The organism is Mesorhizobium sp. KR2-14 (genome assembly GCF_040049255.1).
GTDB lineage: Bacteria > Pseudomonadota > Alphaproteobacteria > Rhizobiales > Rhizobiaceae > Pseudaminobacter.
Genome location: NZ_JBDZDR010000002.1, coordinates 805,983 through 827,557, shown reverse-complemented (window position 1 = coordinate 827,557; position 21,575 = coordinate 805,983). Strand labels below are relative to the sequence as shown.

The 21,575-nt window shown below is 65.0% G+C and carries 20 protein-coding genes; 5 read left to right on the top strand and 15 right to left on the bottom strand.

The genetic code is table 11. The features are described from left to right. Positions 1–40 precede the first annotated feature (40 nt). Both ABLE86_RS08495 and ABLE86_RS08490 read left to right on the top strand, forming a co-directional pair. Positions 41–1,186 (top strand): glycosyltransferase family 1 protein, encoded by a 1,146-nt coding sequence (locus ABLE86_RS08495; protein ID WP_348778479.1) that lies wholly within the window; start codon positions 41–43, stop codon positions 1,184–1,186. Between the two features lie 54 nt (positions 1,187–1,240). Continuing rightward, a complete protein-coding gene (locus tag ABLE86_RS08490; RefSeq protein WP_348778605.1) occupies positions 1,241–1,477 on the top strand; it encodes a DUF2093 domain-containing protein in 237 nt (78 codons plus the stop codon). Positions 1,478–1,539: 62 nt separating this feature from the next. Here ABLE86_RS08490 and lpxK read toward each other — a convergent pair whose 3' ends face one another. The 6 genes from lpxK to ABLE86_RS08460 all read right to left on the bottom strand — a co-directional run bounded on the left by lpxK (position 1,540) and on the right by ABLE86_RS08460 (position 7,132). Then, positions 1,540–2,562 (bottom strand): tetraacyldisaccharide 4'-kinase, encoded by a 1,023-nt coding sequence (gene lpxK / locus ABLE86_RS08485; protein ID WP_348778478.1) that lies wholly within the window; start codon positions 2,560–2,562, stop codon positions 1,540–1,542. Positions 2,563–2,564: 2 nt separating this feature from the next. Further along, on the bottom strand, positions 2,565–3,875 hold the full coding sequence (gene waaA / locus ABLE86_RS08480) for a lipid IV(A) 3-deoxy-D-manno-octulosonic acid transferase (protein WP_348778477.1): 1,311 nt from the start codon (positions 3,873–3,875) through the stop codon (positions 2,565–2,567). Beyond that, positions 3,872–4,660, bottom strand: coding sequence for a lysophospholipid acyltransferase family protein (locus ABLE86_RS08475; RefSeq protein ID WP_348778476.1), 789 nt, complete (start codon positions 4,658–4,660; stop codon positions 3,872–3,874). The genes waaA and ABLE86_RS08475 overlap by 4 nt, the downstream gene beginning before the upstream one ends. After that, positions 4,660–4,914 carry a DUF4170 domain-containing protein gene (locus ABLE86_RS08470; RefSeq protein WP_348778475.1) on the bottom strand — a complete coding sequence of 85 codons (255 nt, stop codon included), beginning with the start codon at positions 4,912–4,914 and terminating at the stop codon, positions 4,660–4,662. The genes ABLE86_RS08475 and ABLE86_RS08470 overlap by 1 nt, the downstream gene beginning before the upstream one ends. Before the next feature lie 75 nt (positions 4,915–4,989). Beyond that, entirely contained in the window at positions 4,990–5,766 is a 777-nt protein-coding gene (locus ABLE86_RS08465) for a 3'(2'),5'-bisphosphate nucleotidase CysQ (RefSeq protein ID WP_348778474.1), read from the bottom strand. A 10-nt stretch (positions 5,767–5,776) separates the two neighbouring features. Beyond that, positions 5,777–7,132 (bottom strand): TldD/PmbA family protein, encoded by a 1,356-nt coding sequence (locus tag ABLE86_RS08460; RefSeq protein ID WP_348778473.1) that lies wholly within the window; start codon positions 7,130–7,132, stop codon positions 5,777–5,779. 181 nt (positions 7,133–7,313) lie between these two features. Here ABLE86_RS08460 and ABLE86_RS08455 point away from each other — a divergent pair, with 181 nt between their 5' ends. Then, entirely contained in the window at positions 7,314–7,730 is a 417-nt protein-coding gene (locus ABLE86_RS08455; RefSeq protein WP_348778472.1) for a VOC family protein, read from the top strand. A gap of 42 nt (positions 7,731–7,772) precedes the next feature. On the opposite strand, the gene ABLE86_RS08450 is transcribed toward ABLE86_RS08455, so the two are convergent. The 5 genes from ABLE86_RS08450 to ABLE86_RS08430 form a co-directional block, all read right to left on the bottom strand. Continuing rightward, positions 7,773–8,618 carry a patatin-like phospholipase family protein gene (locus ABLE86_RS08450; protein WP_348778471.1) on the bottom strand — a complete coding sequence of 282 codons (846 nt, stop codon included), beginning with the start codon at positions 8,616–8,618 and terminating at the stop codon, positions 7,773–7,775. Beyond that, positions 8,615–9,985, bottom strand: coding sequence for a pitrilysin family protein (locus tag ABLE86_RS08445; protein WP_348778470.1), 1,371 nt, complete (start codon positions 9,983–9,985; stop codon positions 8,615–8,617). Before ABLE86_RS08445 ends, ABLE86_RS08450 begins: the two co-directional genes overlap by 4 nt. Positions 9,986–9,999: 14 nt before the next feature. Next, the gene (locus tag ABLE86_RS08440; RefSeq protein WP_348778469.1) at positions 10,000–11,508 is read right to left on the bottom strand and encodes an insulinase family protein; all 1,509 of its coding nucleotides are present in this window, start codon (positions 11,506–11,508) and stop codon (positions 10,000–10,002) included. A gap of 219 nt (positions 11,509–11,727) precedes the next feature. After that, positions 11,728–12,282 carry a 16S rRNA (guanine(966)-N(2))-methyltransferase RsmD gene (gene rsmD, locus ABLE86_RS08435; RefSeq protein WP_348778468.1) on the bottom strand — a complete coding sequence of 185 codons (555 nt, stop codon included), beginning with the start codon at positions 12,280–12,282 and terminating at the stop codon, positions 11,728–11,730. Continuing rightward, positions 12,263–14,377 (bottom strand): pseudouridine synthase, encoded by a 2,115-nt coding sequence (locus ABLE86_RS08430; protein WP_348778467.1) that lies wholly within the window; start codon positions 14,375–14,377, stop codon positions 12,263–12,265. Before ABLE86_RS08430 ends, rsmD begins: the two co-directional genes overlap by 20 nt. A 65-nt stretch (positions 14,378–14,442) precedes the next feature. On the opposite strand from ABLE86_RS08430, the gene ABLE86_RS08425 reads away from it, so the two are divergent. Next, positions 14,443–14,895, top strand: a complete 453-nt coding sequence (locus ABLE86_RS08425) for a nucleoside deaminase (RefSeq protein ID WP_348778466.1) — start codon at positions 14,443–14,445, stop codon at positions 14,893–14,895. A gap of 19 nt (positions 14,896–14,914) precedes the next feature. On the opposite strand, the gene ABLE86_RS08420 is transcribed toward ABLE86_RS08425, so the two are convergent. The 3 genes from ABLE86_RS08420 to ABLE86_RS08410 form a co-directional block, all read right to left on the bottom strand. Beyond that, a complete protein-coding gene (locus tag ABLE86_RS08420) occupies positions 14,915–15,583 on the bottom strand; it encodes a hypothetical protein (protein WP_348778465.1) in 669 nt (222 codons plus the stop codon). A gap of 180 nt (positions 15,584–15,763) precedes the next feature. Continuing rightward, entirely contained in the window at positions 15,764–18,685 is a 2,922-nt protein-coding gene (ileS, locus tag ABLE86_RS08415; protein WP_348778464.1) for an isoleucine--tRNA ligase, read from the bottom strand. A 239-nt stretch (positions 18,686–18,924) separates the two neighbouring features. Beyond that, the gene (locus ABLE86_RS08410) at positions 18,925–19,731 is read right to left on the bottom strand and encodes a MipA/OmpV family protein (RefSeq protein ID WP_348778463.1); all 807 of its coding nucleotides are present in this window, start codon (positions 19,729–19,731) and stop codon (positions 18,925–18,927) included. Positions 19,732–19,924: 193 nt separating this feature from the next. Here ABLE86_RS08410 and ABLE86_RS08405 point away from each other — a divergent pair, with 193 nt between their 5' ends. Beyond that, positions 19,925–20,521 carry an HdeD family acid-resistance protein gene (locus ABLE86_RS08405; RefSeq protein WP_348778462.1) on the top strand — a complete coding sequence of 199 codons (597 nt, stop codon included), beginning with the start codon at positions 19,925–19,927 and terminating at the stop codon, positions 20,519–20,521. A 53-nt stretch (positions 20,522–20,574) separates the two neighbouring features. Here the strand turns inward: ABLE86_RS08405 and ABLE86_RS08400 are convergent, their stop codons facing one another. Beyond that, positions 20,575–21,573 carry a bifunctional riboflavin kinase/FAD synthetase gene (locus tag ABLE86_RS08400; protein WP_348778461.1) on the bottom strand — a complete coding sequence of 333 codons (999 nt, stop codon included), beginning with the start codon at positions 21,571–21,573 and terminating at the stop codon, positions 20,575–20,577. Positions 21,574–21,575 lie beyond the last annotated feature (2 nt).

Here is a 21,575-nt window from a genome sequence, read left to right as displayed (position 1 = left end):
CGGAGGAAACAACTTCGCCCGTACCGCGTCCGGGGCTGTCATGCAGCTGTCATGGGCGCGTGATGAAAGCCGGTTCATGCAGAGCGGCACGGTCGATCAATTGGCCAGTCTTCCCCAACATTGCCCTGCGCCTTCCGAGGCGCGCGGAGAGCGCTTTCTGATCGTGACCGACGCGTGGCACCCGCAAATCAACGGCGTGGTGCGCACGCTGGAACGGCTGGCCGAAGAGCTGGAGGCGAAAGGCTGCGTCCTCGAGTTTCTGACACCGCAAGACTTCGGGAACCTTCCCCTCCCCTTCTATGCCGAAATCCGGCTGGCGCTGGCAACGCCGGCACGCGTCGCGAAGCATATTCGCCGGGCGCGACCCGATCATGTGCACATCGCCACCGAAGGCCCGCTCGGCATGCTGGCTCGCCGCTTCTGCCTTCGGCACGGCCTCGCCTTCACCACCAGCTACCACACGCGGTTCCCGGAATATCTCAGCGCGCGTGCACCGGTCCCCGAACGCTGGAGCTATGCCTGGCTGAGCCGCTTCCACAATGCAGGCAACGGCACGCTGGTCGCCACGCCATCGCTTGCGGCCGAGCTCACGGCGCGCGGTTTCCGCAATGTCAGGCCATGGACGCGAGGCGTCGATACCGGCCTCTATCGCCCGGACCGGCCGCAGGTGCTGGGAGACCTGCCTCGGCCGATTTTCCTCTCCGTCGGCCGCGTCGCGGTGGAAAAGAACCTGCCTGCGTTTCTGGATCTCGATCTGCCTGGCAGCAAGGTCGTCGTCGGTGATGGTCCCGACCTGAAACGCCTGCGCACGGCCTATCCCGACGCCGTCTTCCTCGGCGCGAAAACCGGCGAAGAGCTGGCCGACATCTATGCCAGCGCCGACGTGTTCGTCTTTCCCAGCCGCACCGATACGTTCGGCATCGTGCTGCTGGAAGCGCTGGCGAGCGGGTTGCCGGTTGCGGCCTTTCCCGTGACCGGCCCGATCGACGTGCTGGGCGACGGGCTTGGCGGCGCACTGTCGCCGGACTTGCGGCAGGCAGCCCTGGAGGCTCTGGCCATCTCCCGCAACGAGGCGCGCGCCAAGGCGCTCACCTACAGTTGGGCAAGCTGCGCAGACATTTTCCTGGAACATGCTGGCGCCGCGCACATTGACGCGCCGGATACGGCCCGGAAGCCTTCCGCTTGACCTCGCGGCCGATTTGTGGCGGAACATTCCGGTAACATAGGCTTGAGCACGACCATGATGAACCGTTTCGAGGGTCCCGGCGCCCGGGAAGCCCGCATTCGCTATCTCGACGGAGATTTCCAGGTAACCAGCCCCGGCTCCTTCGTGCGCTGCGTCGTGACCGGCGAATCGATCCCGCTCGACGAACTCAAATACTGGAGCGTGGAGCGCCAGGAGCCCTATCTTAACCCCAGTGTCTCGCTGCAGCGGGAGCTCGAGGCGCATCCGGAACTGCGGGTCCGGCGCGGCTGACGCGTTTCCCAGAAGGTGCAAGGGTAGGCCTGCAACGATAGCAGCCACCCTACCAACCGGATCTAGCCTCTACCGCGCCGCTGCCGCCAGGCTTCCAGCGTGTCGCCGATGATGCGCGCAGGAGCGTGCTTCAGATCGAAGGCAGCGTCGATTTCCAGCACGTTTAGGCGGTCCACGAAGTCTTTCGGCGCGTTGTGGCGCAGGCGCGCCGCGTCCTTCGCCGTCGTCACAAGTTCCAGCCCTTGCGCGTCGGCCACGGCCATCAGGTCCTCGAGTTCGTCCTTGCCATAGACGTGATGGTCGCCGAAGGAGCGCTTGAGTGCGACCGTGCCGCCGGCGCGGGCCACGGTGTCGTAAAACTTCTCGGGGTGCCCGATACCGGCAAAGGCGAGGAAACGCCGCCCTGCAAAACTCTGCGCGTCGCGCGGGCGCGCCACGGCCTCGAACACAGCCGCACCGGCGCGCGAGGCCTTGCGCACGATGTGATCGGCGGCAGTACCCTCGCCCATCTTCAGCACCGCGTCGGCAAAGCGCAGCTGATGCACCAGCGGAGCACGCAACGGCCCACCGGGAATGACGTGGCCGTTGCCGATGCCATAGCGGGCATCGACCACCAGCAGCGCGTAGTCGATGTGGATGTGCGCGCTCTGGAAGCCGTCGTCCATGATCAGGAAATCGCAGCCCTGCTCCAACAGCAGCTTGGCGCCAGCTGCGCGACTGGCCGTTACCGCCACGGGCGCATGCTCGGCCAGCAGCAGCGGCTCGTCGCCCACATGCCTGGCGCTGTCGTGGGCGGCGTTGACGATATGGGGCTGGCTGAAATTGCCGCCATGGCCACGCGACAGGAAGCCGGGCCGGAGCCCCATGCGCCGCGCTTCCCCGGCGAGCGTGATCGCCACCGGCGTCTTGCCTGAACCTCCGACTGTGAAATTGCCGACGCAAAGCACCGGCAGGTCGAACCGCTCGCGCTTGGCGGTCAGCATGCGCCGGCTCGCCACCAATCCGTAGAGCGTCGAAGCTGGCCACAGCGCATAGGCGCGCCAGTCTGGCCGCTCCCACCAGAACGGAGGCGCCTCGCTCGCCACCTCTATTGCGTCCCTTTCAGCCGCGACTTCACGATCAGCGGCTGGATGAACGGATCGAGCGCCTTCAGCGTCTTGGCCAGGGCGCCGCGCATCTCGTCGACGGCGGTCATGCCGGCGGCGATCATGTTGCGCCGCACCTTTTCATTGAGCAGGAGGAAATTCACCGCGCCGGCAAGCATGTCGGGGTCGCGCACCAGCTTGGCGCCGCCGCGCTCGATGAGGCGTTGATAGCTCTCGCGGAAATTCTGGACATTGCGGCCGGCGAGAACTGCCGTCCTGAGCATGGCCGGCTCGAGCGGATTCTGCCCGCCTTCGGAGGTGAGCGAGCGGCCGACGAAGGCGATCTCCGTCAGGCGCAGGAAAAGCCCCATCTCACCGATCGTGTCGCCAAACAGGATGTCGGTGTCGGAGTCGATACTGTCGCCCGTGCTGCGCCGCGCCACCTTCAGCCCCTTGGCGGCGAACTCTTCCACGAGCGAGGCAGCGCGATCCGGATGCCGTGGCACGATGATGGTGAGCAGGCCCGGATGGCGCGAGCGCAGCCGCATGTGCACATCCGCCGCCACCATCTCCTCGCCGTCATGCGTGGAGACCGCGGCCCAGGTCGGCCGCCGTCCGATCTGCCGCTGGAGTAGAAAAAGTTCCCGCTCGTCGGCAGGCGGCGGCGCTGTGTCCACCTTCAGGTTTCCCGAAACGGTGACGGGCCGCGCGCCAAGTGCGGCGAAGCGCTGGCCGTCGAGATCGGACTGCGCCACGACATGGGCAAGGTTTTCGAACAGCGCCTCGGCCAGATAGGCCCGCTTGTGCCAGGACGCGAAGGACCGGTCCGACAAGCGGCCGTTGACGAGCACCTGCGGCACGCGACGCTTGCCAAGCTCCAGGATGGTCATGGGCCAGATCTCGGATTCGGCGATGATCGCCAGATCCGGCTGCCAATGGTCAAGGAAGCGGCTGACCGCCGGCTTCAGGTCTAGCGGCACATATTGATGGATGATGCGGTCGCCGAGCCGCTCTTCAGCCACCCGTGCCGAAGTGACGGTGCCGGTCGTCAGCACCACGTTGATGCCGTAGCTGAGGATGGTTTCGATCAGCGGCACGACGGCCAGCGTCTCGCCTACGCTGGCAGCATGCATCCAGATCAGCGGGCCTTCCGGCCTTGGCCTTCCAGGGCGGCCGTAGCGTTCGCGCCGCCGTGCATGATCTTCCTTGCCCTTGGTGGAACGCCAGGTGACATAGGTGCCGATCACCGGATAGGCGAGCGATCCGGCCAGCCGATAGGTCGACAAAAGGGCGCGGGCCCAGCGCTCGCTCATGTCCGGCCACCGTCGACGATGCTGTAGGCCTCTTCCGTGGCGCGGGTGAGCGAGGCGGTCAGTTCCTGGCGCTTGCGCTCCATCTCGGCCGCGTCGGCATCGGCCGGAACATGCAACGGCTCGCCCACGATCGCCGCCGAACGACCGAACGGCAGATTGATCGTGGTCTTGTCCCAGGTCCTTTCCAGAACCTTGCGCCGGCTGGTGGCGACCGCCAGCGGAACGACCGGCCTGCCGGACAGGCGGGCAAGCGTAACGATGCCCAGTCCCGCCTCGCGCGGGGTGCCATGTGGAATGTCTGCAATCATGGCCACGTTGGTGCCGGCATCAAGCGCCTTTTTCAGGGCAATCAGCGCCCTGGCGCCACCTTTGTCGAGGTGACGGACATCCTCACGGCCGCCGGACCCGCGCACCGCCTCGAAGCCCAGCTTTTCCAGCGCCAGCGCATTCAGTTCCGCGTCGGCGCTGCGCGAAACCATTGCCAGCATCTTCTGGCCCCTCGGCAGCAGGCATGGAGCCAGCAGGTGCTGGCCGTGCCACAGCGCGATGATTGCCGGGCTGAGCTCGGCCTGCGCCTCTCTGAGGTTGGACGACCCCTTCGCGAGCGGATTGGTCAGGCGCACAAAGCGCAATGCATAGGCAAGGAAGCTCCCGATCGCGCCCTTGACGAAGCGCGACTGCGCAAGAGGCTTGCGGACCTTACGCCAAAAGCTCTGCACAACGCCCGCCTTGCGTTTCTTGCCGGCCGCCACCCTGGCCACCGGCGCTACTGCTTGGTCCTCCATCAGCGCTGACCGGAGGCCCCATTTTCGTCCGGATTCAACAGGCGATGCAGATGGACCACGAAATAACGCATATGCGCATTGTCGACGCTGGCTTGCGCCTTCGACTTCCAGGCGCTTTCGGCCGACTTGTAGTCGGGGAAAATGCCGACGATGTCCAGCTTGTCCAAATCGCGGAACTCGGTGGAGTCGAGCGTCTTCAGCTCGCCACCGAAAACCAGGTGCAAAAGCTGTTTTTTTCCGTCTGCATCGGCCATGGCTATTCCTGAATCGTAAATGCAAATTTGCCACTACCTAAAGCAAATCCGCGCATTTTGAAACCGCCTCGCCCGTCAGCGTTGGGCGATCACCTCCGCAATGACGGCAAGCAGGTCGCCGCTGCCGGCAACGAGCGCGTCATGCGACGTAATTGAACCGCCATAGGAGGGCGCGTTCCCCAACGTATTCAGAAGGCAACCACCCGCCTCGCGCAGGATCAGATCGGCTGCGGCGATGTCCCAGTCGTGGGCGTTTGGCTTGACGAAGGTGGCGTCGAGAGCGCCTTCCGCGATCATGGCCAGTCGGTAGGCCAGCGAGGGGACGTGGGACATGCGGCGCACCCGCTCGCGCCACGTCTCGGGCAAGGCCTCGAAGAATGGCTTCGGGCCGCCGATTACGGCTTCCGGCCCTGGATCACGCACCCGAATGGGCGCGCCGTTCTTCCAGGCGCCCGCGCCCGGCGTTGCAAAATAGACCTCTTCACGCGCCGGGCAATCGAGCACGCCGACGACTGGCTGCCCCGCCTCCACGACTGCAACGCTGATGCACCAGCTGCTTGCCCCGTCGATGAAGCCGCGCGTGCCGTCGATCGGATCGACCACGAAGGTGCGGCGCATCGACAGCCGCTCGGCGCTGTCGGCGGTTTCCTCCGACAGCCAGCCGTAGCCGGGGCGGGCCGCAGTCAATGTCTCGCGCAAGAAGGCGTCGACCGCGAAATCGGCCTCGGTGACGGGCGATTGGCCCGTCTTCATCCACACTTCCGGATTGCGCTTGAAATATCGCATCGCGATATCGCCGGCCTCGCGTGCCGCATCTATCAGCAGCGAGAGGTCGTCCTTGCGACTCGTCATTGCGATGGCTTCAGTTGCCCGCAAGCGTCATCCCTTCAATGAGCAATGTCGGCGCGGCGGTCCCGAAATTGCGGTCAAGATCGTCGGCGGGAATCATGTTGAGGAACATGTCCTTGAGGTTGGAGGCGATGGTAACTTCCGCCACCGGATAGGCAAGCTCGCCATTCTCGATCCAGAATCCGGAAGCGCCGCGGCTGTACTCGCCGGTGACCATGTTGACGCCCTGGCCAAAGACCTCCGTGACATAGAAGCCGCTCTTGAGCGAGCGGATCAGGTCCTCGGGCGAGCGCTCGCCCGGCTCGATGGAAAAGTTGGTCGAACCCGGCGACACGGAGGAGCCACCGCGCACGCCGCGACCATTGGTCTTCAACCCCAGTTCCTTGGCCGCCGAGACCGACAGGAACCAGTGGTTCAGCACGCCCTTGTCGACCATCACCAGCTTCTCGCCTTCCACGCCCTCGCCGTCGAACGGGCGGGAGGATGGACCGCGCATGCGCAGCGGCTCATCGATGACGGTGATGGAGGCCGACGCCACCTGCTTGCCCATCATGTCGCGCAGAAAGCTGGTCTTGCGCGCGACCGAGGCGCCGTTGATGGCTCCCCCAAGATGGCCGGCAATTCCGCGCGCCACGCGCGGATCGAACACCACGTCGACCGGGCCGGTCTTGGCCTGGCGCGGGTTGAGCCGCCGCACCGCCCGCTCGCCGGCCGTGCGGCCGATCTTCTCGGGCGTTTCCAGGTCGGCGAAGTGAAGGCGCGAGGAGAAGTCGTAGTCACGCTCCATGCCGGTGCCCTCGCCCGCGATCACGCTCGTGGAGCGCGAGAAACGGGTGGCGGCATACTGGCCGAGGAAGCCGTGCGACGTGGCAAGCACCAGCCCGCCCATGCCGGCACTGGCGCCGCTGCCGCCGGAATTGGTGACGCCTGGGATGGCAAGTGCCGCTTCCTCGGCTGCCAGCGCATCGGCCTTGAGCTGCTCGGCGGAAACGACGGTACCGTCGATGAGGTCAAGGTCGCGGATGGTCTTTGCCAGGAGCTCCGCATCCGCCAAACCCTGGAACGGGTCTTCAGGTGAAACCCTCGCCATGGCGACCGCCCGCTCCGCGAGGGCTGCGGGATCGGAAGCGGCCGTGGCCGAGACGCTGGCGACACGCTGGCCAACGAATACTCGCAGCGACACATCCTCGCTTTCCGAGGCCTCCGTGCCCTCGACCTTGCCCAGGCGCACGGAAACACTGGTCGAGCGGCCGCGAACAGCGACAGCGTCGGCTGCGTCGGCGCCGGCCTTCTTGGCCGCCTCCACAAGCGCGGCGACCCGATCGGTCAGCCGTGCGGCATCCTGTGCAGTGTCGGAAATGTCGTTCATGCGAATCTTCCCAAACTTGCGCTCTTGGGTTCGCGCGCCAAGCGCGGCCGCCTGCTGCACCATCTATTGTTCCGCACCCTGTTGTGCAATGGGTTAGGCTGAAGACTCTAGGTGCAATCGCCCGACGACGTAGCCCCTTCGCCAATCACAATGCGCGAAGCCAACAAGGAAAGCCGAAAGCATGACGCCTTTTCACCTCGCCTTCCCCGTCCGCGACCTGGGTGAAACCCGCGCGTTCTATCGCGACGTTCTTGGCTGCGCGATCGGGCGCTCGTCCGAGACCTGGGTGGATTTCGACCTCTATGGCCATCAGATGTCGGCGCATCTGCGCCCCGCAACGGCGGCCGCGGCCAGTGACGGGCAGGTCGACGGCAAGCTGGTGCCTATTCCGCATTTCGGCGTCGTTCTGCTTATGGACGACTGGCAGGCCCTGGCCGACCGGCTGCTGGCGCGCAACGATATCGACTGGCTGGAAAAGCCGATGCTGCGCTTTGCTGGAGAGCCAGGCGAACAGGCAACGCTGTTCATTCGCGACCCGTCGGGCAATGCGCTCGAGTTCAAGGGCTTTCGATCCCTCGAACAGGTTTTCGCGGGTTAAGACCTTGAGCAGCGTGAACACAGGCCGAGTGAAAATGAGGGGCTAAGCGCGCCGGCGGTTTTCGCGTCTGTCCAGAACGACCTCGACCGCTCGCTTGAGTTCGTCCTTGATGGCGACTGTCTCGCCCATCACCGCGTCGATCTTGAGGAAGTCCAGCACGCGGAAGCGCGACACCGGCGGACGCAGAAGAATGTCGGGCTGAGTATGTTCGAGCTTGCCGGCGATGATCGACTGCATCATCAGTTGCGTGGCGCCGAACATCAGGTCGATGGAGTTCGGCTTCCTGTATCCGTTGTCGGTGGGCGCGCCGATGACATCGATGGCGATCACGATGTCTGCATCCTTCTCAACCAGGTCGAACGGCACCGGGTTGTAGATGCCGCCATCTATCAGAAGGCGGCCGCCGCGCTTGACCGGGCCGAACACCGCCGGGATGGCGGCGGAGGCCGCAAGCGCTGAATTGAGATCGCCCGAACTGAAAACCCTGAGCTGGTGCCCGAAATAGTCGGTCGCCGTCACTCTCAGGGGGATTTTCAGCTCTTCGAATGTGGCCGGAATTTCCGGCGGCAGGAACGACCTGAGGATGCGTTCGATGTTGAACTGGCTGACGCGCAGGCCGCCTTCCATCATTTCCGCGAAAGTCATGGGCCGGGCCCGCCACATGCGGCTTGCCACTTCTGCCCGGCGCCCGAGGATGGAACGGGCATAATCGTGTACTTGCCGGCCCGTCATGCCGGCAGCCATGCCGGCCCCCATGATCGCGCCGATCGAGGAGCCGGCAATTGCAACGGGGCGGATGCCCAATTCGTCCAGCGCCTCGATGACGTGGATGTGGGCGAGGCCGCGAGCTCCGCCGCCACCGAAGGCGACGGCGAAGGTTGGGCTCATCCATTGCCTCCCGCGGCTGCGGCAGTGGCAGCATCGGACGGGCCGACGATCAGCTCGGCCGGGGCGACGTCCAAAAGCTTGCGCGCCACCGCCTTCGTATCCTCAAGCGTCACCGCATTGATGAGGTCCGCGCGACGCTGCATGTAGTCGATGCCGAGGCCCTCGACCTGAAGCTCCACCAGCGTGCTGGCAACAGCGCTCGAGGAGTCGAGATTGTTGATGGGGTAGGCGCCGATCAGGTACTTCTTGGCCGCGTTCAACTCGGCCTCAGTCGGTCCTTCATTGACCATCTTGCTCACCACGTCGCGGATGACGCTCAGCGTCTCGTTCGCCTTATCAGCGCGAGTTGAGGTGCCGATTATCAGCGCCGAAGAGTGGTCGCTGTTCACCAGCGACGAACTCACGCCATAGGTCAGCCCGCGCTTTTCCCGCACCTCGTCGAAAAGCCGCGAGGAGAAGGTGCCGCCGCCCAGGATGTGGTTCATCAGAACGGCCGCGAAGAACTCGGGCTTGTCGCGCTCCATACCGGGATAGGTAAGCTGGATGCTGGTCTGCGGCAATGGGTATTCGACGCGAACCTGCTGCCCCAGCTTGGGCGCGATGTCGGGCACCGGGGTGAGCGAGGGCTTCTCCGGCAGGCTGCCGAACAGCTTGTCCAGCTCTACCTTCAGGGCATCCGCATCGATGGCGCCGACGACCGCGACCTTCAGCTTCTGGCGGGCGAAGATGGCCTTGTGCAGATCGCGCAGGTCGTCCTGGGTGATCGTGGTCAGGGTCTTCTCGGTGCCCTCCGCACGCCTCGCATACGGATGATCGCCATAGAGCGCCGTCGCCCACTTGAACTGGGCCTCCGTGTTGGGATCGCGAGCGCCGGCAAGGATGCCGGAAACCATCTGCGCGCGAATGCGATCCAGCGGTTCCTTGTCGAAGCGCGGTGCATTGATGGCCATGCGCAGCAGGTCGAAGGAGCTGTCCTTCTGCTCGGCCAGCATGCGCATGGAGCCATAGATCGCGTCGCGATTGGCGCTGAAACCCATGTCGGCACCCAGGTCGTCGAGGCGCGCCTGGAAGGCCTCCCTGTCGAGATCGCCCGCACCTTCGTCGAACATCCCGGTCATGAGGGTGGTCAGGCCCTCCTTGCCCTTGGGGTCTTGCGTGGTGCCGCCCTCGAAAGCGAAACGGATCGAGACGATCGGCACCGAGTAATCCTCGACCAGCCAGGCGCTGACGCCGCTATCGGACTTCACTTCCTGGATGTTCATGTCGGCGCGCGCCGGCGTCAGGCCGTGCAGCAGCAACATCAGCGAGGTCGCAACGGTGGCCACGAAGCCAACCGCCGGCGAACGCAGGTCCATCTTCAGTGTCATTCAACTATTCCAGTTCAATTTGCGGGGGCGGCGGTGTTTACCGTCGGAGCATCGGCCGGAGTTCTGCCTTCTGGCTGTGCGCCGACCGGTTCAGGCCCGGCAGCAGGCGCGTCCGCGCCGACAGGAGGCGCATCCGCCGTGGCGGGCTCGGCCTCTTCGCCGGAAGGCAGAAGATAGCTCGTCACCCCGATTTCGGGCCTCAGATACCTGGCCGCGACGGCCTGCACCTGCTCGGCCGTGACTGCACGGACCCTCTCGGGCCACTCCTGCACGTCCTTGACCGTCTTTCCCGTGGCAAGTGCTGCGCCGTAGATATTGGCCATGTTGGACTGCTTGTCGCGCGCAAAGATCATGCCACGCACATAGCGGTCCTTGGCCTTCTGCAGCTCCTGCTCGCTCACACCTTCCTTGATGATGCGGGCAAGCTCGGCGTCGACCGCGCCTTCCACGGCCTGCAGGCCGCTCTCGTCGCGCGGCGAGCCGTAGAGCGTGAAGGACGTGTCGTCGAGCGAAGAGCCGTCGTAGAATGCGCCAGCGTCAGAAGCGATGCCGCTCTTGACGATCAGCTGCTGGTAGAGACGGCTGCGCTGGCCGCCGCCCAGAATCTCTGACAGCAGGTCGAGCGCTTCTGCTTCACCGGGCTGGGCACGGGTATAGGACGGAACCACCCAGGCCCTGGAAAAGCTCGGGACGGCGACACGCGGGTCGCTCAGCGTCACGGTGCGCTTGGTGTGCGGGGTCGGCTCGGTCGGTCGGATGCGCGGCGGCAGGTCCGGCCCACGCGCCACCTTGCCGTAGGTCTTCTCGGCAAGCTCGCGCACCTTCTGCGGCTCGACGTCGCCAGCCACCACCAGCACCGCATTGTTCGGCGCGTAGTAGCGGTTGTAGAACTCGATCGCCTCGGGGCGGTTCAGCTGTTCCATCTCGTGCATCCAGCCGATGACCGGGATGCGGTAGGGATGGTTCTGGAACAGCGTAGCCTGAACCTCCTCGCCGAGCAGAGCCTCGGGGCTGCCCTCGATGCGCGAGCGGCGCTCCTCGAGGATGACGTCGCGCTCGGGCCCGATCACATCGTCGGTGAGGATCAGGTTGCGCATGCGGTCGGCCTCGAAACTCATCATGGTTTCGAGCGCGTCCGGCGACACGGTCTGGTGATAGGCCGTGTAGTCGTACGAGGTGAAGGCGTTTTCGCTGCCGCCGATCTCCGCGATCTTGGCACCGAATTCGCCCGCCTTGTGGTTGGTCGTGCCCTTGAACATCAGGTGTTCGAAGAAATGTGCGATCCCGGACTTGCCGGCCGGTTCGTCGGCGCTACCTATTTTGTACCAGACCATGTGAGTCACCACGGGTGCGCGGTGGTCTGGAATGACGACGACCTCCATGCCGTTGTCGAGCGTAAAGTTGGCGACGTCGGCGGAGGGTTCGGCGACGGCCGGAAGTGCAACTGCGGTGGCGACCAGCAGCGCAAGCGACGCGGCCCATGCCCGGCTGCGCGGCATCAGCCGCCCGGTTTCAAAAAACATCAACTGGGGCTCCTTGGCTTCTCGTTATTTTCGGCTTCTCGTTATTTTCACGAGCTTGCCGAGATATAGGTGCAAACACCCTATCCCGAAAAGTTAACAGATTGTCATCTGTCGTGAGAAAGAGGCCGATTCTAGACCAGAATCGGAAAAAACAGAGGCTGGTGAAAAAAGTTGAGCTTTTTGAGCCAGAAATTTCACATTTCTGTCCCTGAACAGGTTTCAGGCCCGCTCAATCAGGCGAATGATCGTTTCGCCGTAGCTGCGTTCGTCGACGATCGAGAAGCCGGGGCCGGGATCGAAGGCGGCCGCTGCGCTTTCCTCCACGACGCATAGTGCATTCGCCGCAAGCCAGTCGCCCGCAAGGGCGGAATGCAGCGCAGCCTCGCCGAGGCCCTTGCCATAAGGCGGATCGGCGAAGACCAGGTCGAATGGCTGGACGGTGCCTGCCGCTCCCAGCTTGGCGGCATCTCGCCGGAAGATCTTGGTGCGGCCGGTGAGGCCGAACGCCTCCACATTGGCGCGGATCAGCCCGCGCCCTTCCGCCGACTCCTCCACGAACATGCAGAATGAGGCCCCGCGCGACAAAGCCTCCAGCCCGAGCGCGCCGGTGCCGGCGAACAGGTCGAGCACGCGCGCGCCCTGCAGCCGGTCGGCGTAGCGATGCGCCAGCACGTTGAACAGCGCCTCGCGGGTGCGGTCCGTGGTCGGCCGAATTGAGTTGGTTCGCGGCGTGGCCAAAGGCCGGCCGCGAAACTCACCGCCGACGACCCGCATCGCCCTTGCCCCCGCGCGGCCCCGATGGACGATCGTCGCCGCCGCGTGGTCCCCTGCCCTCGTCGCCTTCGCGGCGGGGCTTGCCGAAGCCCGACTTGCCGCCGCCGGCCTTGTCGAAGAAGGGCTTGCCGTGGTGCGGCTTGCCCGGTTTGCGGGCCGGCCCTTCCGACGTTTCGGCCGTCGACTTGCCCTTGCCGATGGGGCGCGCGCCCGGCGCCATCCACACATTGGCCTTGCGCTGGCCCGGTGCCTCGAACGGCCGGCTTGCACGCTCGCCACCCGGCTTTTCGCCGTGCTTGGACTTGAAACGCGGCTTGTCGCCATGGTCTGGCTTGAATCCGCGTTCCGGCTTCGTTTGCAGCCGATCGCGCATGTCTTCGCGGTGACGCAGTTCGTCGCGTCTGCGGTTGCGCTTGATCAGGCCGCCTTCGCCCACCTCAAGCGACCGCGGCTCACGCGGCGCCCGGGCCGGCGCGCCTGCATCGGCATCCCTGCCGAAATCACGGCTCACCGGCTTGTTGGAGAAGGGCTTGAGGATATCGGCGTCGAAATTCGCGCCTGCTTCCTCGATCAGCCTTTCGCCGAGCTGCTCGCGCAGCAGGCGCCCCTTTAGCTCCTGGATATGGCCCTCCGGCAGCTCTCCGAGCTGGAACGGCCCGAAGGAGATGCGGATCAGCCGCGTGACCTCAAGGCCGAGCGCGCCGAGGATGTTCTTGACCTCGCGGTTCTTGCCCTCGCGCAGTCCGACGGTGAGCCAGGCATTGGTGCCCTGCGTGCGCTCGAGCGAAGCCTCGACCGCGCCGTAGAAGACGCCGTCCACGGCAATGCCTTCCTTCAGCGCCTCAAGCTGCTTTTCGTCGACCTTGCCGTGCACGCGCACGCGGTAGCGCCGGAGCCAGCCTGTGGTCGGCAGTTCCAGCACGCGCGCCAGGCCGCCATCATTGGTCAGCAGCAGCAGGCCCTCGGTGTTGATGTCGAGGCGGCCGACCGTCATCAGGCGCGGCAGGTCGGCGGGCAGAATGTCGAAAACCGTCTTGCGGCCCTCAGGGTCGCGGTTGGTGGTCACCACCCCGGCGGGCTTGTGAAACAGGAACAGCCGCGTCCGCTCGGCCGGCGGGATGACCTCGCCGTCCAACTCGATCCGGTCCTGCGGCATGACGTTGAAGGCAGGCGAGGTCAGCACCTGGCCGTTTACCCGCACGCGCCCTGCCGCGATCAGTTCCTCGGCATCGCGGCGCGAGGCGATGCCCACGCGCGCCAGTCGCTTGGCGATGCGCTCGCCCGGCGCTTCTTCCGCCGCGCCGCGGGCGCGATCGAACGGCCTGTGGCCGGCACCTGCCGGCTTGGGCCTCGGTTTTCCGCCTTCGGGTCTCGGACGTCCCTCGAAGCCGCCTTCGCGCGGGGCGCGCGGACGGTCGAACTGCCGCGCCGGCCGTTCGCCACGCTCAGCCTCATTGCGATTCTCACGCGAAAAACCTTCGCCCCTCTCAGTCGCCCGCTCGAAGCGACCGGGCCGCGGGCCCTCGCGCTTCTCGAAGGGCCGCCCTTCGGGACGCGGCCGCTTCTGAAAGCCGGAACCACCTTCCTCGCGCGGCCTGTCGTCACGCCGAAACTCACGCCTCGGCCGCTCTGCATCGCCTTCGCGCGGCCGGTCGTCACGGCGAAAATCGCGCTTGGGCCGCTCGCCACCGGCAAAGGCATCGTCACGCCGCTTGGCGAAGGGCCGGTCGCCGCCATCGCGCTCACGCTTTACGAAAGGCTTGGCCCCTTCCTCGCGCGGCCTGTCGTCGCGCCGGAACTCGCGCCTCGGCCGCTCGGCATCGCCTTCGCGCGGCCTGTCGTCGCGGCGAAAATCGCGCTTGGGGCGATCGCCACCGGCAAAGGCATCGTCACGCCGCTTGGCAAAGGGACGGTCCGCGCCATCGCGCTCGCGCTTTACGAAAGGCTTCGAACCTTCCGCGCGCGGCTTGCCGCCGAAGCCCTGCTTGCCAGCGAATCCGGGTTTTCCGTCCTTGCGCGGCGCGCCATCGCGGCCTCGCGGACCACCCGGCTTGGGCCCGCCCTTGCGCGGGAATTTCTTTCGATCGTCGTCCATGTGGAATATGCCTTTCAGGGGCGGTAGATAACAGGAACACTTCACAGTTGCGAGGGGAATAAGGTTTGAAACGCCCTGATTTCATGGCGCTGGCACTTGCCGAGGCAAGGGCAGCAGCAGCACGCGGCGAAGTACCGGTGGGTGCGGTTCTGGCCGACGGCAACACAGTCGTCGCCAGCGCCGGCAACCGCACCCGCGAGTTCAACGACCCGACTGCGCATGCCGAGATGCTGGCGATCCGCGAAGCCTCGCAAAAATTATCAGCGGAGCGCCTCACCGAACTTGATCTCTATGTGACTCTCGAGCCCTGCACCATGTGCGCCGGCGCCATATCCTTCGCGCGCATCCGGCGCCTTTATTTCGGCGCGGCGGACGAAAAGGGCGGCGCCGTGGTCAGTGGCGTACGCTTTTTTTCCTCTCCGACGTGTCACCATGTGCCGGAAGTCTATTCCGGCATCGCCGAATGCGACGCCGCATCGCTGCTCAAGAATTTCTTCCAGTCGCGCCGCGAGATTTGAACGCTAAACGCGCTCGGACTTACCAGGGCAGAATATTGCGCCAGCTACCCTTGTTCGCCGCGGCCTTCAGGCGCCGCTCTTTCTTGTACTCGTCCTCGCCGACGTCGTCGGTCGGCGCGGTTTCGGCCGGCTTCCGGTAGTCCAGCGGCGGCTCGCTGAGATATTTGCGCGACGTGGGGCTGCCTTGACGGTTTTCGGCCAAGCGCTTGTTGAACGCCTCGCGCTTGCTCTTTTCATCTTCGGCTTTGCCGATGCCCGACTCGAAGCTGCGCTGCGAGGCGCCGAGCGGCAAGGAGGGCGCCGAAGAAGGCGCGTTGACGTCCCCCTGGATCTCTGGACGCCAGCCGGGATTGTCACGGTTCTGCGTCGCTTCCGCGCGCAGCCGGGCCCGCTGCTGTTCCGGCGACTCCGGCCAGACGCTGTTTTCGGCCGTCACGATGCTGTTCTGCGGCGCCGGCAGGCTCAGCTTTTCGCCCGCCTTCGGTCGCACCAGTTCCGGGCGCGGCTTATAATCTATGACAGCGCGCTTCTTCGGCGCCACCGAGAGAATGCCAGTGACATCGCCGACAAGCTGCTCGCCGGCCGTCTTGTCCGTGCCGTAGGTGGGAGAGCCGACGCAGCCGGAAACTGCCAGTCCGGAAACCAGCAACGCCAAAACAGACAGGCGCGCGTGCGTCTTTTCAGTCATGCCGGAGAATTTCACTGCAGTCCGCCTCTCGCTCTCGCCGGTTTCCGGGCGGGCGCCCGGACGTTCCCCATCGACCCTCTTCCGACGGGAATCCGGCGACAATTTGTCGACCGGTGTCCCGCGCTTTTAGCGCAAGCGGAAAGGAAGGGCAACGACCGTGCCGCCGCCCTTCCCGCACCTTCAAATGCGTCCGAGCGCTTCCAGTTCGCGCAGCGCCGCCGCATCCCGCGCGGAAACATCGGGAAAGCGCGAGTCGGCGCCGATGTCTGCGGTGTAGCGCCACGAGCGCGCGCATTTGCGCAGGCCCCTGCCCTCCGCCTTCTCCACCACCACGGCCACGCCCGGCACCTCACGCAGCGTGAAGGCGTCCGCCGGCGCTTCACCGCGCGTGACGACGAGGTCGCTGGTGATGCTGATCTCGGCCATGTCGACGTCGGCGAGAGCCGCCTCCAGAGCGGCATCGGCGAAGTAGACGACCGGGACCGCCTCCAGCGAGGAGCCGATGGTCTTCCTTGCCCTTTCCAGCTCGAGAGCGCCGGTGACGACACTGCGCACATGGCGGATCTTGCGCCATTTTTCAGCCAGCGCATCGTTCTTCCATTCGGAAGGAACGGCTCGGAACTGCTCCAGATGCACCGACTCGGACGAGGGATAGCGATCGTTCCAGGCTTCCTCGGTGGTGAAGGGCAGCATCGGCGCCAGCCACGTCACCAGATGGTCGAACAGGTGGCGCACGACCTGCACGGCCGCCTTGCGCTTCACGCTGGAAGGCGCCTCGCAGTAGAGCGCATCCTTGCGGATGTCGAAATAGAAGGCCGACAGCTCCACGACCATGAAGTCGAGCAGCGCACGGGTGATGCGCTTGAACTCGAACGCATCGTAGCCGGCGCGCACCACCTCGTCCAGTTCGGCAAGGCGGTGCAGCATCAGCCGCTCCAGTTCCGGCATTTCGGCCAGCGGCACCACTTCGCCGTCGTCGTGGGCGAGCGTGCCCAGCATCCAGCGGATGGTGTTCCTGAGCTTGCGGTAGGCGTCGATATTGGTCTGCAACACGTTCTTGCCGAGGCGCTGGTCTTCCCAATAGTCGGTCGTCACCACCCACAGGCGCAGGATGTCGGCGCCCGACTGCTTGATGACATCCTGCGGCACCACCGTGTTGCCGAGCGACTTCGACATCTTGCGGCCTTCCTCATCCATGGTGAAGCCATGGGTGACGACGGCGTTATAGGGCGCGCGGCCGCGCGTACCGCAGCTTTCCAGCAGCGAGGAATGGAACCAGCCGCGATGCTGGTCGGAGCCTTCCAGATAGACGTCCGCCGGCCATTTCAGGTCCGGGCGATCCTCCAGCGTGAAGCTGTGCGTGGAACCGGAATCGAACCAGACGTCCAGGATGTCCATCACCTGCGTCCACGGCTCGTTGGCGCGGCTGCCCAGGAAGCGCTCGCGTGCGCCCTCGGCGAACCAGGCATCGGCCCCTTCCTTTTCGAAGGCTTCGAGGATGCGGGCGTTGACTTCGTCGTCCAGCAGCACATTGCCGTCGGCATCGACGAACACGGTGATCGGCACGCCCCAGGCGCGCTGGCGCGAAAGCACCCAGTCCGGGCGCTCCTCGATCATCGAGCGCAGGCGCGTCTGGCCGGCCGGCGGCACGAAGCGCGTGTCGTCGATGGCCTTCAGTGCGCGCGAGCGCAGCGTGGTGCCGTCGCCCAGTTCCTTGTCCATGTGGACGAACCACTGCGGCGTGTTGCGGAAGATAACCGGCTTCTTGGAACGCCAGCTATGCGGGTAGCTGTGCTTCAGCCGGCCCCGCGCGAACAGCATGTTGCGCTTGATCAGCTCGTCGATGACGGCCTTGTTGGCGTCGCCCTTCTTGCCGTTATCGTCGATGACGCGCGCCGGCCCGCCCTCGCGATCCGGGCCGAAGCCCGGCGCATCCTTGGTGAAGAAGCCTGCGTCATCGACGGTGAACGGCAGGCGCGTGTCGATGCCGCGCTTTTCGAGCGCAGCCGCCGCGTCCATCCAGGCATCGAAGTCCTCGCGGCCATGGCCAGGCGCGGTGTGCACGAAGCCGGTGCCGGCGTCGTCGGTGACATGGTCGCCGGCAAGCATGGGAACCGGAAACTCGTAGCCGCCGCCAAGCCCTTCCAGAGGATGGGAAAGAGTAAGGCCTTCAAGTTCTTCGGCTGAAATGTTGCGAAGCCGATTCATGGTGATCTTGGCCTTGGCCGAAGCCTCTTCCGCCAGCGCGTCGGCAAAGATCAGCTTTTCGCCAGGCTGCGGACCGAAATCGTTCTCGGCAGCCGTCACCTCGTAGAGGCCATAGCTGATGCGCGACGAATAGTTGACGGCACGGTTGCCGGGGATGGTCCAGGGCGTGGTCGTCCAGATGACGACATGCGTGCCCTCCAGCGCGGGGACGCCCTTCTCGACCGGGAACTTCACCCAGATCGTGTCGCTCTCATAGTCCTGGTACTCGACCTCGGCCTCGGCCAGCGCCGTGCGCTCGACCACCGACCACATTACCGGCTTGGAGCCGCGATAGAGCTGACCGGACCTGGCGAATTTCAGCAGTTCGCCGGCGATCCGGGCCTCGGCGTGGAAGGCCATGGTGGTGTAGGGGTTCTTGAAGTCGCCGACCACGCCGAGCCGCAGGAACTCCTCCGTCTGCACGCCGATCCAGTGCGCGGCGAAATCGCGGCATTCCTGGCGGAATTCGTTGACCGGTACCTCGTCCTTGTTCTTGCCGGCGGCGCGGTACTTTTCCTCGATCTTCCACTCGATCGGCAGACCGTGACAGTCCCAGCCCGGCACATAGTTGCTATCGAAGCCGCGCATCTGGAACGAGCGGGTGATGACGTCCTTCAGCACCTTGTTCAGCGCGTGCCCGATATGGATGTTGCCGTTGGCATAGGGCGGGCCGTCGTGCAGCACGAATTTTTCGCGGCCGGCAGCACTTTCACGCAGGCGCTTGTAGAGGTCCATCTTCTGCCAGCGCGCCACGGTGTGCGGCTCCTTCTCCGGCAGCCCCGCGCGCATCGGAAAATCGGTCTGCGGCAGATAGAGGGTCTTGGAGTAATCGAGCTTTTCGGACGTATCGGTCATTGTCTTGCCATCGGATTGCCCGGCGAAAGCTGCCTCGGGCGTTCAATTGTCAAAGTATCGGGGAACGGCCAGTCAGGCGCGTAGACAAAACTCCCGGACTTTCGGGCGGCATCAAGCCGTCCGGAAGGCCGGGCCCATAATTCGTATAGCAATCGCCAAGACGGGCACGAGGCATCTCATGGCCGCGCTTTTAAAGGACGCAAGCCGTGGAATAAAGCCCATAATGGAAAAGTGACCGCCTACATGCTGAAATCGAAGCGGTAGGTTGCCGAAATGCCGATCTGGAGCTGGTTGGGCGAGCCACGCTCCCGCACAAGGCTGGAGTCGCGCGCCGAGCCCATGAGCCGCGCGTATTCGCTAAAAAGGCTCGTGGTGATCTTGTCGGTCGTCCTCCAGGTCACGGCACCGCCGAAGCCCAGCGCACGCATGCCACTTTCCGACTTGAACGGGCTCAGGCCCGATGCAGCGGCCTCCCTCGGGCTGACACCGTAATAGGCATCGAGAAACCTGGCGGAGGCAACCGACACCCTCGGACCACCGGAAACACGCACGGTCGGCGTCACATCCTCGAATGCGTCGACATGAACGTCGGCAACCACGCCGGTATGCGACCGCAGTCCGTGCCGCACCTCGCCGCGCACGCGCAGCCAGTCGGTCGGGTACACCTCGGCAAACACGCCGGCCTCGGCACCCCAACGAACCGGATCGAGGCCCTTAAGTTCATCGGCGTCGTCGCCATCGCGACCCCAGACGATCTTGCCCACCGGGCCGGCGCGCACCGCACCGGCATCGAAAAGCGCAATCGATATGTTGTCGTTGCGGGAGGTGAAGCGCGCCTGAGTGCCTGCCCTGCCGAACGAAACCAGCGGCGAGGCGCCCATGAGCATGTATTTGGCACCTTCGTAGTTGGGGGCCACGAAGCCGCTGGCTCCCACCGTCAGATACCAGTCGCCGCTGAACCATCCCTCGGCCGCCGCGTCGGCCGTGCCGGCCAGCAAGATTGCAGCCGCGCAGGCCACAGAAACCCGATCAAAAGACACTGTCATTTCCGCGTACTCTTTACACAAAGGCTTATGACAGCCGCTTTCGCCGGTGGTCGGTAAAATTTGAATTAACTGCGCCTGACCGGAGCGCTCTTTCGCATACCGAACAAGCTGTTACTTCACTGGACGGGCCGCCCCAGCGCACTAGCTTCCTGCATGTAAGATCGGGCAGCGCCAACAGCCAATGGAGGCGGCGATGACTTTGCACTCTGAAATGCCTGATGCACTGAGGGAAGCGGTCAGCGAGACCAGGACCAAATGGGGCTGGTTCGTCGCCCTTGGTATACTTCTGCTGATCTTCGGCGGAATTGCGCTTGGAAACCTGTTTATCGCCACCGTCGCCTCAGTGTATTTGGTCGGCACGCTGATGCTCGTCGGCGGCATCGTCGAGATCATCCATTCCTTCGGGGTAAAGACCTGGGGCGGCTTCTTCTGGTGGCTGCTGAGCGGCCTGCTCTACGCCATCGCCGGGTTCCTGGCCTTCTACAACCCGCTGCTGGCTTCGGCGGTCCTGACCTTCCTGCTGGCGGTGAGCCTGATCGCCTCGGGCCTGTTGCGGCTGTGGATCGGCATCAGGAACCGCAGGGAGCGCGGCTGGGGCTGGATCGTTGCCGGCGGCGTTGTGTCGATCATCGCTGGCCTGATCATTGCCAGCGGCTGGCCGGTCAACAGTCTTTGGGTGTTGGGCCTGTTCCTGTCCATCGACCTGATCTTCCAGGGCTGGACCTTCATCGCTTTCGGCCTTGCACTTCGCAGCGCCATGCCCAGCCACATGCCCCCGGCAAGGGCCTGACGCGCGGGCAGCATCGCCTTTGCGGCGAGGTGAGAAGGCGAGCGTAGCTGCTTCTACGCCGGCTCGTTCGCGAAGGTCAGCCGCCGGTCGAGTTCGGAAAGCGGCCTGACCCCGGCAAGCAATGCACGGGCCTCCTGTTCGTCGCGCTTCATCTGCGCGACGAGCGCCTCAAGCCCGTCGAACTTCTCCTCGCCGCGCAGATAGCCGAACAGCGAGACCCGGCAGGTCTGGCCGTAGAGATCGCCGGAGAAGTCGAAGAGGAAAGTTTCCAGCAGGGGCGCTCCATTGTCGTCCACCGTCGGACGACGGCCGAAGCTGGCAACACCGTCATGCAGCGTGCCGTCGCTTCGGCGGAAGCGCACGGCGTAGATGCCGTGCTTCAGCGCGGTGCTTTCCGGCAGCGCCATGTTGGCAGTGGGAAACCCGAGTGTGCGGCCAAGCTGCTTGCCGCCCGTCACCTCGGCCTCGACGGTGAAGCGATAGCCCAGCAGGCCGGCCGCTTCCGCCACTTCGCCCTCACATAGGAGTTCGCGTATGCGGCTTGAGGACACGATCTCCGCCCCCTCGTCGCGAAATGCGTCAACCAATGTGACGCCAAAGCCGAGGCGCTCGCCGGCATCCATCAGGTAGGCCGGGCCGCCCTGGCGGTTATTGCCGAAGTGGAAGTCGAAGCCGGTCACCGCGTGGCAGATGCCGAGCTTCTCGTGAAGTATCTCGGATACGAAGCGCTCGGCATCGAGGCTCGCGAATTCGCGTGTGAAGGGCTGCTCGACCACGGCGGCGAAGCCGAGTTCGGCCAGAATCTGAGCCTTCAACGGCGGCGGGGTCAAAAGAAACAGCGGCGTCTCGGGGCGGAACACCATGCGCGGATGCGGATCGAAAGTCAGCACCAGTGCCGGCACTCCGCGCCGCTGCGCCTCCTCCAGCGCCCGGTCCAGAACGGCCTGATGGCCGCGATGCACACCGTCGAAATTGCCAATGGCCACCACGCCGCCGCGCAGCGGCTCTGGCAATCTCTGGGTATCGCGAATGCGCTGGAAGGACTGGCTCATAT